The following is a 13420-nucleotide window of genomic DNA, read 5'->3' on the forward strand; positions in this document are numbered from 1 at the left end:
CTATGTCCAATAATACCATTCATGCCTATGCCGCGATGGCTGCAGGTGCAGCCCTGGAACCTTATCAATTCGATGCAGGTGAGCTTCAGCCACATCAGGTCGAAGTCAAAGTTGAATATTGCGGCCTGTGCCATTCCGATATTTCAGTACTCAATAATGATTGGGGATCTTCGGTCTATCCTGTTGTAGCCGGCCATGAAATTATCGGGACAATTACACAACTGGGCTCTGAAGCCAAAGGTTTAAAGGTCGGTCAGCGTGTCGGCATTGGCTGGACAGCAGAAAGTTGCCAGCATTGTGACCCGTGTATTTCAGGTCAACAGGTCATGTGTACCGGTGGTCAGGTGGCGACGATTGTTGGTCATGCTGGCGGTTTTGCCGATAAAGTCCGTGCTGGCTGGCAGTGGGCAATTCCTCTTCCTGAAGATCTGGATCCGACCAGTGCCGGCCCCCTGCTCTGCGGCGGGATTACCGTATTTGATCCGATTCTAAAACATCAGATTCAGGCCATTCACCATGTCGGGGTCATCGGTATTGGTGGTTTAGGTCATATCGCCATTAAACTGCTCAAAGCCTGGGGCTGTGAGATCACTGCTTTTACCTCCAACCTGGATAAAACCGATGAACTCAAAGCCATGGGCGCGGATCATGTGGTAAATAGCCGCGATCCGGCAGCGATTAAAAAGCTTCGTGGTAAATTCGATTTGCTGCTCAGTACCGTGAATGTCACTTTAGACTGGCAGGCTTATCTGGCGACCCTGGCGCCGAATGGCACCGTGCATATGCTGGGCTTACCTCTGGAGCCGATGCAGATCTCAGCTGGCTCATTAATTGGCGGTGCCAAATCCGTGACTGGTTCACCGACAGGTTCTCCAGCAGCTTTACGTCAGTTACTGAAGTTTGCTGCGCGTAAAAATATTGCACCACAAATTGAATTATTTCCAATGTCAGATATCAATGCAGCGATTGAACGCCTGCATTCTGGCAAGGCACGATACCGGATTGTGCTCAAAGCAGATTTTTAAGGCTTCTCGCTCAATTTTTGTTTCACCCAATCTGCCAAGCACTGAATCGCCTGGCAGATCTCCTCGGATAATTCATGCCCTGCATTGAAGCGTACACAATTGTTATAACGGGCATCTTCACCAAAGACCAAACCCGGCACAATATTAATGCCTTGGCGCTGAGCAAAATCATATATCTCGATACTATCAATTTCTTCAGGAAACTGTAGCCAAAGCACATAACCACCCGCAGGTTGACTGATGCCTATCGGGATCCCTGAAAATGCCTTATGAATATATTGCCGATAGGCTTGAACTTGTTGTTTTAATATGGGTTTTAATTGGTTTAAATGCTTTCGATACTCACGACTATGGATTAAATCGGCCAAGCCCAATTGCAATGGGGTATTCACAATGACATTTTGTAGCATGATTTTGGCATGTAAATGCTGTAAGCGTTCCGGTAAACAAAACCACCCCACACGATAGGCCGATGACAAGGATTTAGACACTGAGCCACAGTACACCACATAGCCGGCACGATCCCAATATTGAATGGGTAAAGGACGCTGCTCTGCATAGGTACATTCTGCGTAAATATCATCTTCAATAATGGTGCATTGATATTTTTCAGCGAGTTTTGCGATCTGCTCTTTTTCGGCATGACTTAAACAAAAACCAAGTGGATTTTGATAATTTGCCGTCAACAAACATACTTTCGCATTCGGCTGCTGCATAGCCTGTTCCAAACGGGCAAGATCAAAACCTGCTGTATTTGCAGGAATCTCAATGATTTTTCGCTTTAATAAGGCTAATAACTGCAACTGACCGTTGTAGTTGGGCGTTGGCACAATGACAGCATCATTGATGTCTGTCAGGTTTTGTAACAGTACCGACAACGCTGGCATACAGCCATTACTGATATAAATTTGCGACGGTGCAATAAAAAAACCATCTTCCGACCAATGCGCTGAAAGTGCTTGCCTGAGACTCAAATGACCTTGCCGGTCGCTATATAAAAAATCTTCCGGTTTGGCATGTTTTAACGCACGTTGCACTGAACGACGCAGTGCCTGTACCGGAATTAAACTTGGAGACAGTTGAATTGAACCAAGCTGAATCAATTGGCTGTTGATTGCTGCTTGTTGAATTTGAATTTGTAAATCTAAATTCGATACCTCCTTGGCAGAGGCAGAAAAGTCAGGATGCTTGGGTAAGCTTAAGGCGGTTTCATTTTGAGGCGCTTTAACAAAATAGCCCACTTTTTCTTTTGCCTCAATCCATCCTTGCGCTTCAAGCAACGCATAGCAACTCTTTATGGTATTTAAACTGACCTGATGTTGCAGCGCAAATTGACGAAGTGAGTTTAAGCGTTGCCCCTGCTGCAGCTCGCCGGACTGAATTTTTTCCATCATGCTATTGGCAAGCTGTTGATACCCAAACTTTAAAACTGTACCCATTTTTTAAATTTTCTTGTAGCTGTACCCATCAACTTAACACATCTATGCTGAATGCCATATCAATAACAGGAATTTACGGAAGGGGAGCTCATGTATCATTTTTTCAAAATCACACTATTGGGTAGTATGCTAACCTTGATGGGTTGTGAACCAAACAGCATGTCAGCAGCGGATCAGCAACGGCATTTGATCTGTAAATCACTAATCCAAGGTTTCCTGAACACACAACAGTTAGCGCATTATCAAATTACCCAAAATGCGGCTAACCAAACCACAGCTCAACGTCACTATGTTGCACAGCCCAACACGACACAAGCACTCATGCCTCAGCAACAGAAATTAAGCTTTCTATGTACACAGCAAGCACAACAAATCGCGGTCAGCTTGATTGACCCTACCGCAGGACAAACCCAGATGATTTTGACCTTGAATCTGCCACCGGCATCTCATATGAAACGCCTAACGGCTTATGCCCTAGCACAAGACTAAGGCATCTAGAGCATCGTAGGTTTACTTCAAGGCTTCAGGTAAAGGCAAATAATGCTTTTGTATGCTGAGCTGTTTTTTCATTTTTTGTAGCATCTGATAGGGCTGCTGCTGCACGAACATATTGACAAAGGTCAGCGGAATTGAGCCTTCAGGGTCGGCATAACCATAGGTGGACACTTTAACCTGATTGGGCGCTAATTTTTGAAATGTCCAATCGCCTTCATAATGGGTTAAACGGACATAATTGGGATTTAAAGGATAGCCTTTTTGCACTGCCTTGTTTTTAATGGTGATTATTCCTTTGGCATCCTTGCTCATTTTCCCTTGCACCACCAAATCACGGTCTTTTAACGGAAATGGAAAATCCAGCACCATATATAAAGTAAAGTCACCTTTACGATCATCACGCGACAAGACCTTAATGCTGCCCATATACGGCACCCATTTCACGGCATTATCGACATCTAAAATTAAAGATGCAGCTTGTTCAATCGGGACATCATAGGTCGTTTCTGCTTTATACAAAAAGACCGGATTTTTCGCATCTTGAAAGGTCCACACTTTAATGTTGTTTTTATTAATGCTCAGCCGTGCGTTATCTACCGGCGTGGACTGTGCTGTGGCTGCAAGCGCCACAGCACAGCACATGAATATGACTTTTTTCATTCCGTTGTCGTCTTCTAATTTTTGTTTTAGGTTTTAATTATTATTTATAAATGATTTTGAGCAATATTTATACTGAAATATCGTTAAAACCAAGTACGTCTTTCATATCATATTTGCGCGCATCACGACCGACCACCCAGGCAGCAGCACGAACGGCACCAGAAGCAAAGTTCATCCGGTTAGTCGCTTTATGGGTAATTTCAACACGTTCACCATCTGCAATAAACATTGCAGTATGTTCACCCACGATGTCACCACCGCGAATCGTTTGGAAACCAATGCTTTGACGTTCACGTGGACCTGTATGCCCTTCACGATGATAAACAGCATCTTGTTTTAAATCGCGGCCTAGCGCATCCGCAATGGCTTCGCCCCACATTAATGCTGTACCCGATGGTGCATCAACTTTATGGCGGTGATGTGCTTCAATGACCTCAATATCTACTGTATCGCCGAAGACTTTAGAAGCAAGTTCAAGGAGCTTGATCGATACGTTCACACCCACTGAGTAGTTTGCTGCATAGACTACAGGTGTTTCTGTTGCAGACTCATCAACATAGGCTTTTTGTTCATCGTTTAGGCCTGTCGTGCCAATCACAATCGCAACACCATGGTCACGACAAATTTTAAGGTGATTCACGGTCGCAGCTGGTGCGGTGAAGTCGATCACGACATCACAATCCTTCACGACCTCTTCTAAACTGCCAACAACCTTGACACCATTTGCTCCAATGCCTGCGAGTTCACCGGCATCTGCACCTAAAAGTGTGCTTTCAGGGCGTTCAACTGCTGCGCCCAATTGATAGCCGGCTTCTTTCACTGCCTGAATAAGGATGCGTCCCATACGGCCGCCTGCCCCTAAAATTCCAATGCGTGGTGTCGCTGACATAACGTAGTCCTGATATTGATTCGAAATTGTTCTTACTATAGCAAAACTCGCTCCTAACACTAAGATTGATCGCATAAAAATCAATGAAAAGAATTAAAGAAGATCATGAGCGTTTTTGATATGCAGGAAATGTTTAATTAAATTCTAAAGAGTCGGCTTTCTATAAAATATTGGGCAAGCTGTTTTTCCTGTATACAATACGAGCTCAGGATTAAAAATATAAAAAGCCCATAGGATAACCATGGGCCAGTTGTATGAGAGCAATACTTTGGAAATAGAAAACTAAAAATTCAGCTATGAATATCTGAAAGATTTACTCTTCTAACAGACTTCTTAACATCCAGGCTGTTTTCTCGTGCACATTTAGACGTTGAGTCAGGATATCTGCAGTTGGCTGGTCATTTGCCTGATCTACAATGTCAAACATGCTTCTTGCGGTACGGGCAACCGTCTCATGGGCATTGACCAGTAAGCGAATCATTTCTTCCGCTTTAGGAACACCTTCAATTTCCTCAATAGAAGTCAGCTTTGCAAACTGCTGATAGGTTCCTGGTGTAGGAAAGCCCAAAGAACGGATCCGTTCTGCAATAATGTCTAAAGCATTCCACTGTTCGGTATATTGCTGCATGAACATGTTATGTAGAGTATTAAATTGCGGGCCGGTGACATTCCAGTGAAAGTTATGGGTCATTAAATATAAGGTGTAGCTATCGGCAAGTAGTCTGGATAGACCTTCTACAATTTCCGCTCTGTCTTCGGCTGAAATACCAATATTTACTTTTATCATCTCGGTTACCTTAAATTTTAGAAAATTATGCGTCATCAACTTCTTTATTCTTATAATCAGTTTAGCTACTTCAACAAATTGCAAAAGATGAGATCAGTATCATTTATGTTAGCTTTGTTGAAATAACAGAATAAGTTCAAGCCACAGGAATATAAAGTAAGACAGAAGCTTTACTGAATAGTGAACTTATACAGAAACCTGAGGAAGATACCAATTTTTTCTTTTTAAAAAGCGGTGAACTGTAAAGCTGAGATATAAAAAAGGACGCCTGAGCGTCCTTTTCTATTCTCATTCAATTAGTCAAACAGACGATCAAAGAATGATTTTTTCTTCGGTGAAGATTGGCTACCTTCCCCATCCATTGAGGCTTGCAACTCTTTCAGCAATTCACGCTGACGTGCCGTCAGGTTTACTGGTGTTTCAACCACAATCCGGCATAACAGGTCACCAGTCATGCTGGTACGAACAGGTTTTACCCCCTTACCACGTAAACGGAATAATTTACCGGTTTGGGTACCTTCCGGGATTTTCAGGCTGACACGGCCATCCAGGGTTGGGATTTCAATCTCTTTACCCAATGCAGCATCAGCAATTGAAACAGGCACATCCATATACAGGTCAGCGCCATCACGCTGGAAGATCTCGTGCTCACGCACTACCACTTCTACGTACAGATCGCCAGATTGACCATCACGGATCGCTTCACCCTTACCGGTTAAACGTACGCGGTCGCCATTGTCCACACCAGCTGGAATGGTAACTTCCAGGGTTTGCTGACGATCAGATACGCCCGAACCATGACATTTATTACATGGATTCTTGATGATCTTGCCTTGACCACGACAGGTGCTACAGGTTTGCTGTACAGAGAAAAACCCCTGCTGCATACGTACCTGGCCCGCACCATGACAGGTCGGACAAGTTTCCACATCATTCGGATTTTTAGAGCCTTTACCATCACAGGCATCACATGGTGCAGGCGCAGTGAAGGTAATCGTTTTCTTGACGCCTTTGACTGCTTCTTCCAGACTCAGTTCCATCACATAACGTAAGTCAGAACCACGACGCGCACGTTGTTGCTGACGACCGCCACCAAATGCCCCACCAAAGATGTCACCGAACTGGCTGAAAATATCTTCTGCGCTAAAACCACCGCCGAAGCCGCCACCGCCGCCCATACCACCTTCAAAGGCCTGATGGCCCATACGGTCGTACATGCTGCGCTTTTCGCTGTCAGACAGTACTTCATAAGCTTCTGAAGCTTCCTTAAACTTTTCTTCAGCTTCTGGATTGTCAGGGTTGCGGTCTGGATGATATTTCATCGCCAACTTACGGTAGGCTTTTTTAATCTCATCATCACTAGCGGTTTTAGCAACACCCAAAACCTCATAATAATCACGTTTAGCCATGTCTGGCGATGCTCCTCACGGAATTTTATTTAATACTCAACTGTGGTCTGAAATTGGGGGTCAAACCAGTTTTTACAAGGGGGAATCTGAAAAAAAATCGAAAGCTTAGAAAACAGCTTTGCTCTGATAGAATTTGGACACGCCCTTGAACCAGGCATTAATTATGAAAATAAAGGCGATAAAGCTGAATACGACACCCGTGACAGTACAGGCTTTCACCCATAACATGCTGTCCCAGGCATGGAAAAAGAGTGGAATAAACCAGAGGGCTGCAAAAACAGCCAGCATGGTATAGATCACCACATTACGCATAATCCAAAGGGCTTGTGCCTGTAGCCAGACTTCCGCATAGTCGACCTGAGCGACTTTGCGTGCTAACCAATAAGAAAAAATTCCAAAAATCACGGTAAAAGAGGCTAAAAACATGAACACATATGCAATGGCTACAGAGCGCCGCATTTGAGTTAAACTTTTTTGATTCATGTCTCTTTCAACCTCGTTGTCCGTTTCTGCAATACTGAAAAAACGGCAACTTCGCATTTTTTAAAATTGTAAAATTATCAGGCACTACTATATTAAAAAATTTAATATTTCGCACCTGATTTTAAGACAGTTTTAGACCGATTGCGAAGTTTTCTTTACCTTAAACCATTGCGCATACAAGGCCGGCAGGAAAAACAGGGTTAGCAGCGTCGCCACAATCAATCCGCCCATGATAGCAACCGCCATTGGGCCAAAGAAAATGCTGCGTGAAAGTGGAATCATGGCCATTACAGCAGCCAAAGCCGTGAGTACAATTGGACGGCAACGGCGTACTGTGGCATTGATGATGGCATCCCATTGTGACTCCCCTGCCTGAATATCCTGTTCAATCTGATCAATCAGAATCAGGGAATTACGCATGATCATGCCTGAGAGTGCAATCGTACCCAGCATGGCGACGAAACCAAACGGTTTATTAAACAATAACAGAAAGAGTACCACGCCAATGATGCCCAGTGGGGCGGTCAGGAACACAATAAAAGTCCGTGACATACTCTTCAATTGGATCATCAGCAGGGTCAGAACCACTGCCAGGAACAATGGCATACCGGCATTCACAGATGTCTGACCACGTGCTGATTCCTCAACGGTGCCCCCTATTTCCAACAGATAACTATTTGGCATCTCGGCACGTAGCTGATCTAGTGTAGATTGCAATTCATTCACGACAGTTGCAGGCTGCAAACTGGTACGGATATCCGCACGTACGGTAATCGTCGGCAAACGGTTACGATGCCAGATCAAGCCTTCTTCAAAGCTGTATTCAATATTGGCGATCTGAGCCAACGGTACAAAGTTACCACGTGTAGTGGGTACCGCCAGGCTGCTTAAAGAAGCCACATCCACCCGTTCCGCCTGATCACCACGCAGACGAATTTCAATCAGCTCACGTTTTTCCCGGAACTGATCCAGTCCTGCTCCTGCAATGGAGCTGTTGAGGAAATTGGCCAGATCACTACTGCTCACGCCCATCTGACGGGCACGGTCCTGATCAATGTCTAATTTGATTACTTTGCTTGGTTCGCCCCAGTCTAAATGCACATTGGTGGTGTTCTGGTTTTCAGCCACTTGAGCAGCGACTTTTTGTGCCCAGGTACGCACCAGTCCCAGATCTTCACCCGATACCCGAAACTGCAGTGGATAACCGACGGGTGGGCCATTTTCCAGCAAGGATACGCGGGTACGCACTTCAGGTAGCAGCAGACGAATCTGTTTACTTAAGGATTCACGGATTTCATTACGGTCTTCCAGTGAAGAAGCCAGTACTACAAACTGGGCAAAGCTGGTTTGTGGCAATTGCTGATCAAGTGGCAAATAGAAACGCGGTGAACCGGTGCCGACGTAAACCACGTAATTATCAATCCCTTCCTGTTTAGACAGGAAAGCCTCGACTTTTTTCACTGCAGCTTCCGTAGCCTTCAGTGAAGCACCTTCTTCCAGCTTTAGATCAACCAGAATCTCCGCCCGATTTGATGGTGGGAAAAACTGCTGTGGTACGAATTTAAACATGATGATCGACAGGACAAAAATACCTGCTGTCAGCGCAATCACGGTCTTGCGATAAGTGACACAGGTATTTACCCAGCGTCTAAAACCCTGATAGAACCGGGTCTGATAAGGATCATGATGCTCACCGGCATGATGTATAATCGGCTGTGGTTCAGGCTGCTTGCGCAGACGCGACCAGAGGCGCTGATACCAGGGTGCTTTCTGGATCAGATCTTTATTAAAATCCGGCAGGAGTTTGTCACCCAAATACGGGACAAACAGCACTGCAGCGATCCAGGACACCAGCAAAGCAAGGGTCACCACCTGAAAGATAGAACGGGTATATTCCCCAGTACTGGATGCAGCAGTTGCAATTGGTAAGAAGCCAGCTGCTGTAATTAGAGTTCCGGTCAACATCGGAAAGGCGGTTGTACGCCAGGCATGCCCGGCAGCTTCCAGCCGGCTATAGCCCTGTTCCATTTTGATCACCATCATTTCAATGGCAATAATGGCATCATCGACCAGCAGACCAAGTGCCAGAATCAAGGCACCCAGGGAAATCTTGTGCAGGCCGACATCAAATAGCTGCATACCGGCAAAGGTCATCGCCAGTACCAAAGGAATTGAAAAAGCCACCACCAGACCGGGACGGAAACCGAGAGAGAAGAAGCTAACCAGAAGCACGATAATCACCGCTTCCGCCAGCACCTTCATAAACTCGTTGATACTGCGCTTTACCGCCACCGGTTGATCCGATACTTTTTGCAGATCCATCCCTAGAGGCAAGGATTTCTGCAGGCGAGCAAATTCCTGTTCCAGGTTTTTACCCAAGGCAATGATGTCCCCACCCTTACGCATGGAGACCGCAATGCCAATCCCGTTTTCACCCATAAAACGCATGCGTGGCTGGGCTGGATCAGTAAAGCCGCGATAGACTTCTGCCACATCGCCGAGCTGAATGGTTTTACCATTCACATAAAGTGGCATCTGCTGTAGTTGTTCCACAGTTTGCAATGCACCACTGACTCGCACCTGAATCCGGTCTGACTCGGTTTCAAAAAAACCGGCATTGCTCATGGCATTTTGCTGTTGTAGCGACTGCTGAATAGCAGTGACTGGAATACCCAGCTGTGCAGCTTTGGTATTAGAAATCTCAATCCAGATTTTCTGGTCCTGCAGACCAATCAGTTCGACTTTGGCAACATCTTTCACTCGCTGCAATTGTAATTGCAGACGGTCGGCATATTCTTTCAGTGTGGCGTAGTCAAAATCTTTGCCTTTCAGTACATAGATATTGCCGAAGGTATCGCCGAATTCATCATTAAAGAACGGACCTTGCACGCCTTGTGGCAGTTCATGCCGAATGTCATTGACCTTTTTACGTACCGTATACCAGACATCATTAATGTCTTTTGAACGCAAAGAATCTTTGGCAATAAAAGTGACCATTGACTCACCAGGACGGGAATAAGCCATGATGCGGTCATATTGACCTGTGGTCATCAGTTCCTTTTCAATCCGGTCCGTGACCTGCAGGGAAACTTCCTGTGCACTGGCCCCCGGCCAGTAGGTTTGTACCACCATCACCTTAAAAGTAAAAGGTGGATCTTCACTCTGTGACAGTTTGGAATAAGACATGATGCCGACCAGACCAAGTAGAATCATGAAATACAGCACCAGACCCTTATTTTTCAGGGCCCATTCCGAAAGGTTAAAATTCATGTTTAACCTCCAGCCCGAATGGTCACACTACGGTTCTGACGGTCAATCGGACGGATTTTTTGCTGATCCCGGAGCAGATGAATGCCCCCAATCACTACATAATCATCCGCTTTAAGACCACTCAGCACAGGCACAGAATCACGGCCATAAGCGCCAATCTGCACCGGTACCTTACGTACGGTAGAATCCGGCTTGACCACCATCACATAAGCCTGACCCTCCATCGCAGAGATACTGGATAAAGGTACGCTCAGCGCATTGTCCTGAGTTTTGATAAAGAACACACGAGCACTTTGTCCAAGCTGAATCGATTTCTGGCCTTCACGTAGTGCTACCCGCACAGTAAAGGTCCGGGACTGGTCTGCAGCTGGAGAAATTTCACGTACATAAGCACTAAATTTTTCATCTTTTTTCGACCAGAGCGTAACCCAGGCTGACTGACCAACTTTAATCTCGCCAACCGCCTGTTCCGGCACTCCAATGACGACTTCGCGATCTCCAGAGAGCGCAATGTCAAAGGCTGCCTGCCCTGCCGCCACCACCTGACCGACTTCAATATGACGTGCAGTAATCACGCCATTTTTATTGGCAATCAAGCGGTTATAACCAGTCTGGTTACGGCTGACATCATAATTGGACTGGGCCTGCTTCAGATTCGATCTAGCTGCCTTATATTGATTCTCGACTGCATCATATTGCGAGCGGCTGACCGCATTGGCCGGCAGTAACTGTTTAAAACGGTTCAGTTCATCTTCAGCAATTTTGGCTGCAGACTGGGCACTTTCCAGCTGGGCACGCGCTGCATTTAACTGCAGTTCCGCATCCTTGACATCTAAGCTCGCCAGTACCTGCCCTACCCGAACCTGATCCCCGACATCGACATAACGCTGGGTGATCTGACCAGCGACCCGGAACGCCAGTGGCGTTTGCTGACGTGCCTGTACATCCCCGGCATAGCTTTTCTGTTCTAAATAGGAGGTATTCGGCTGAGTCACCATGACAAAGGGAACTTCCTGTTCTGTTGCCGCATTGTTTTTGCTGCATCCCCCTAAGGTCACACTGCAAGCTATAATCATGCCGGTCAGGACGTACTGAATCGTGCTCATGTTGTCTGCTCTTATCAAATAAAATGATTTTTCTGGTCGATAGACTGCGCTATAGTGAACTGGTTATTTTTTAATTAATATACCATGCGGTACACTAATTAGAATTACCCCCATAAAACAATGACCATTTTTATTTTTTTGGAAAAAAATGTGCAAATTCCCGTAGGACGTCCTAAAGATCTCGAAAAGCGCCGGCGTATTCTGGATGCGGCCAAACACCTGTTTTTGCAGCATGGCTATCATGGTTCCAGCATGAACCAGATTGCGCAGGCTGCGGGCGTGACCAAGCTGACGGTGTATAACCATTTTCAGGACAAAGCCACACTCTTTACCTGCGCAATTGAGGATACCTGCGAGCATCTTATTCCGCTCAGTCCGACGACACTGCTGCATGCCGAGAGCAATTTTCGTGATGCGTTGCATGAAGCCTGTATGCTGTCGATGAATATGGTCAATCTGCCGGAAGCGATTAAACTGGATTTACTGCTGATGGAACTGGCCTCCGAGCAAAGCCCTTTAACCCAACAATTCTTTAATGCCTCACATCTGCGATTGAGCCAGCTCTGGCAGGAGTTCTTTCATCTGGCTCAGAGCTATTATTTTATTCAGCAAGATGATCCATGGCGGCAAACTGAACTGATGCTCTCACTGCTGTTTGGTAATCGGCATCAGAAAGTGCTGCTGGGTGTTGTTGCTGTACCCACCCTGGAACAACAGCAAATAATTATTCAGGACGCTATTTATATTTTCTTATTGCGCTATGCTGCCTAAGCGGCTTTGTTGCACAAACCTATCTGTAAAGGCTTTTTCAGCGATATAATTTTCAAATGAAGAAGCCTACACACAAAATCTACCGCACAACCAATTGGCCCGCATATAACCGAGCACTCATGAGTCGCGGAAATATTGTCATTTGGTTTGATCCTGCTACGCAATGGTATGCTCCATCAAAAGGCAAACAAGGGCGAAATCAAACCTACTCCGACGCAGCTATCCAATGCTGCTTAATGATTAAATCCTTATTCCGTCTATCTTTACGTATGGTCACTGGCTTTGTGCAAAGTCTGATTGAACTTTGCGGATTAAATTGGACCGCACCAGATTACAGTACGCTTTGTAGAAGACAAAAGCATATTGATATTGCAATCAGCTACCAAAAAAGTAGCGATGGGCTGCATCTACTCGTAGACTCTACAGGCATGAAGTTTCTAGGTGAGGGCGAATGGAAACGCAAGAAACATGGAGCTGAATATCGTCGCCAATGGCGTAAACTACATATTGGTATAGATGCCAAAACCCTACAAATACGCGCTATTCAGCTCACAACCAATAATGTCGGTGATTCACAGGTGCTTGGTGATTTACTTAATCAGATTCCACAAGATGAGCAGATTGACTCTGTTTATACCGATGGAGCTTATGACACCAAGCAATGCCGTCAGGTCATTGCAGATCGGCAAGCACATGCGGTGATTCCACCTAGAAAAAATGCGAAACCATGGAAAGATACAAAGATCAGCTCGCTAGAGCGAAATGAATTACTTCGAACAGTTAAACGTTTAGGCAGGACATTATGGAAAAAATGGTCAGGCTATCATCGCCGCAGTTTGGTGGAAACCAAGATGCATTGCATCAAATTATTAGGCGATAAATTAATGGCAAGAAGCTTTCCTAGTCAGGTGAATGAAATTCATGCACGTGTAGCAGTCCTCAACAGATTTACGGAATTAGGTCGACCACTTACCCAAGTTACGCCTTAAATTTGGCTCAATTAGGGGCGCTTTGCATTTCAAATCTTTGTGCAACAAAGCCTGCCTAAGCTGTCAATTTGTCATCAGATTCATATAAATTGGTATT

The 13420-nt window shown here is 45.5% G+C and carries 12 protein-coding genes; 4 read left to right on the forward strand and 8 right to left on the reverse strand.

Features of this window, described 5'->3' with window-relative positions:
- Positions 1 to 2 precede the first annotated feature (2 nt).
- A complete protein-coding gene (locus tag IHE35_RS14325; protein WP_242788266.1) occupies positions 3 to 1025 on the forward strand; it encodes an NAD(P)-dependent alcohol dehydrogenase in 1023 nt (340 codons plus the stop codon).
- On the opposite strand, the gene IHE35_RS14330 is transcribed toward IHE35_RS14325, so the two are convergent.
- Positions 1022 to 2464, reverse strand: coding sequence for a PLP-dependent aminotransferase family protein (locus tag IHE35_RS14330; protein WP_242788268.1), 1443 nt, complete (start codon positions 2462 to 2464; stop codon positions 1022 to 1024). The genes IHE35_RS14325 and IHE35_RS14330 overlap by 4 nt on opposite strands.
- A gap of 90 nt (positions 2465 to 2554) precedes the next feature.
- Between IHE35_RS14330 and IHE35_RS14335 the strand changes: the two genes are divergently transcribed.
- Positions 2555 to 2953 (forward strand): hypothetical protein, encoded by a 399-nt coding sequence (locus IHE35_RS14335; protein ID WP_242788270.1) that lies wholly within the window; start codon positions 2555 to 2557, stop codon positions 2951 to 2953.
- A 21-nt stretch (positions 2954 to 2974) separates the two neighbouring features.
- Here IHE35_RS14335 and IHE35_RS14340 read toward each other — a convergent pair whose 3' ends face one another.
- From IHE35_RS14340 to IHE35_RS14370, 7 genes are all read right to left on the reverse strand, one after another.
- Positions 2975 to 3619 (reverse strand): START domain-containing protein, encoded by a 645-nt coding sequence (locus IHE35_RS14340; protein WP_242788271.1) that lies wholly within the window; start codon positions 3617 to 3619, stop codon positions 2975 to 2977.
- Positions 3620 to 3686: 67 nt separating this feature from the next.
- Positions 3687 to 4508 carry a 4-hydroxy-tetrahydrodipicolinate reductase gene (dapB, locus tag IHE35_RS14345; protein WP_242788272.1) on the reverse strand — a complete coding sequence of 274 codons (822 nt, stop codon included), beginning with the start codon at positions 4506 to 4508 and terminating at the stop codon, positions 3687 to 3689.
- A 313-nt stretch (positions 4509 to 4821) separates the two neighbouring features.
- Positions 4822 to 5295: a Dps family protein gene (locus tag IHE35_RS14350; protein ID WP_242788273.1), complete on the reverse strand. Its 474-nt coding sequence runs from the start codon at positions 5293 to 5295 to the stop codon at positions 4822 to 4824.
- A 296-nt stretch (positions 5296 to 5591) separates the two neighbouring features.
- Complete coding sequence (gene dnaJ, locus IHE35_RS14355) at positions 5592 to 6704, reverse strand: molecular chaperone DnaJ (protein WP_004895889.1); 1113 nt, start codon at positions 6702 to 6704, stop codon at positions 5592 to 5594.
- A gap of 105 nt (positions 6705 to 6809) precedes the next feature.
- Entirely contained in the window at positions 6810 to 7187 is a 378-nt protein-coding gene (locus IHE35_RS14360) for a hypothetical protein (RefSeq protein WP_242788274.1), read from the reverse strand.
- Between the two features lie 132 nt (positions 7188 to 7319).
- Entirely contained in the window at positions 7320 to 10457 is a 3138-nt protein-coding gene (locus tag IHE35_RS14365; RefSeq protein WP_242788275.1) for an efflux RND transporter permease subunit, read from the reverse strand.
- Between the two features lie 2 nt (positions 10458 to 10459).
- Positions 10460 to 11563 carry an efflux RND transporter periplasmic adaptor subunit gene (locus IHE35_RS14370; RefSeq protein ID WP_242788276.1) on the reverse strand — a complete coding sequence of 368 codons (1104 nt, stop codon included), beginning with the start codon at positions 11561 to 11563 and terminating at the stop codon, positions 10460 to 10462.
- 150 nt (positions 11564 to 11713) lie between these two features.
- On the opposite strand from IHE35_RS14370, the gene IHE35_RS14375 reads away from it, so the two are divergent.
- On the forward strand, positions 11714 to 12334 hold the full coding sequence (locus IHE35_RS14375) for a TetR/AcrR family transcriptional regulator (RefSeq protein WP_242788277.1): 621 nt from the start codon (positions 11714 to 11716) through the stop codon (positions 12332 to 12334).
- 56 nt (positions 12335 to 12390) lie between these two features.
- Complete coding sequence (locus IHE35_RS14380; RefSeq protein ID WP_242786770.1) at positions 12391 to 13323, forward strand: IS5-like element IS17 family transposase; 933 nt, start codon at positions 12391 to 12393, stop codon at positions 13321 to 13323.
- Positions 13324 to 13420 lie beyond the last annotated feature (97 nt).

Source organism: Acinetobacter sp. ASP199, assembly GCF_022700675.1.
Lineage (GTDB): Bacteria > Pseudomonadota > Gammaproteobacteria > Pseudomonadales > Moraxellaceae > Acinetobacter.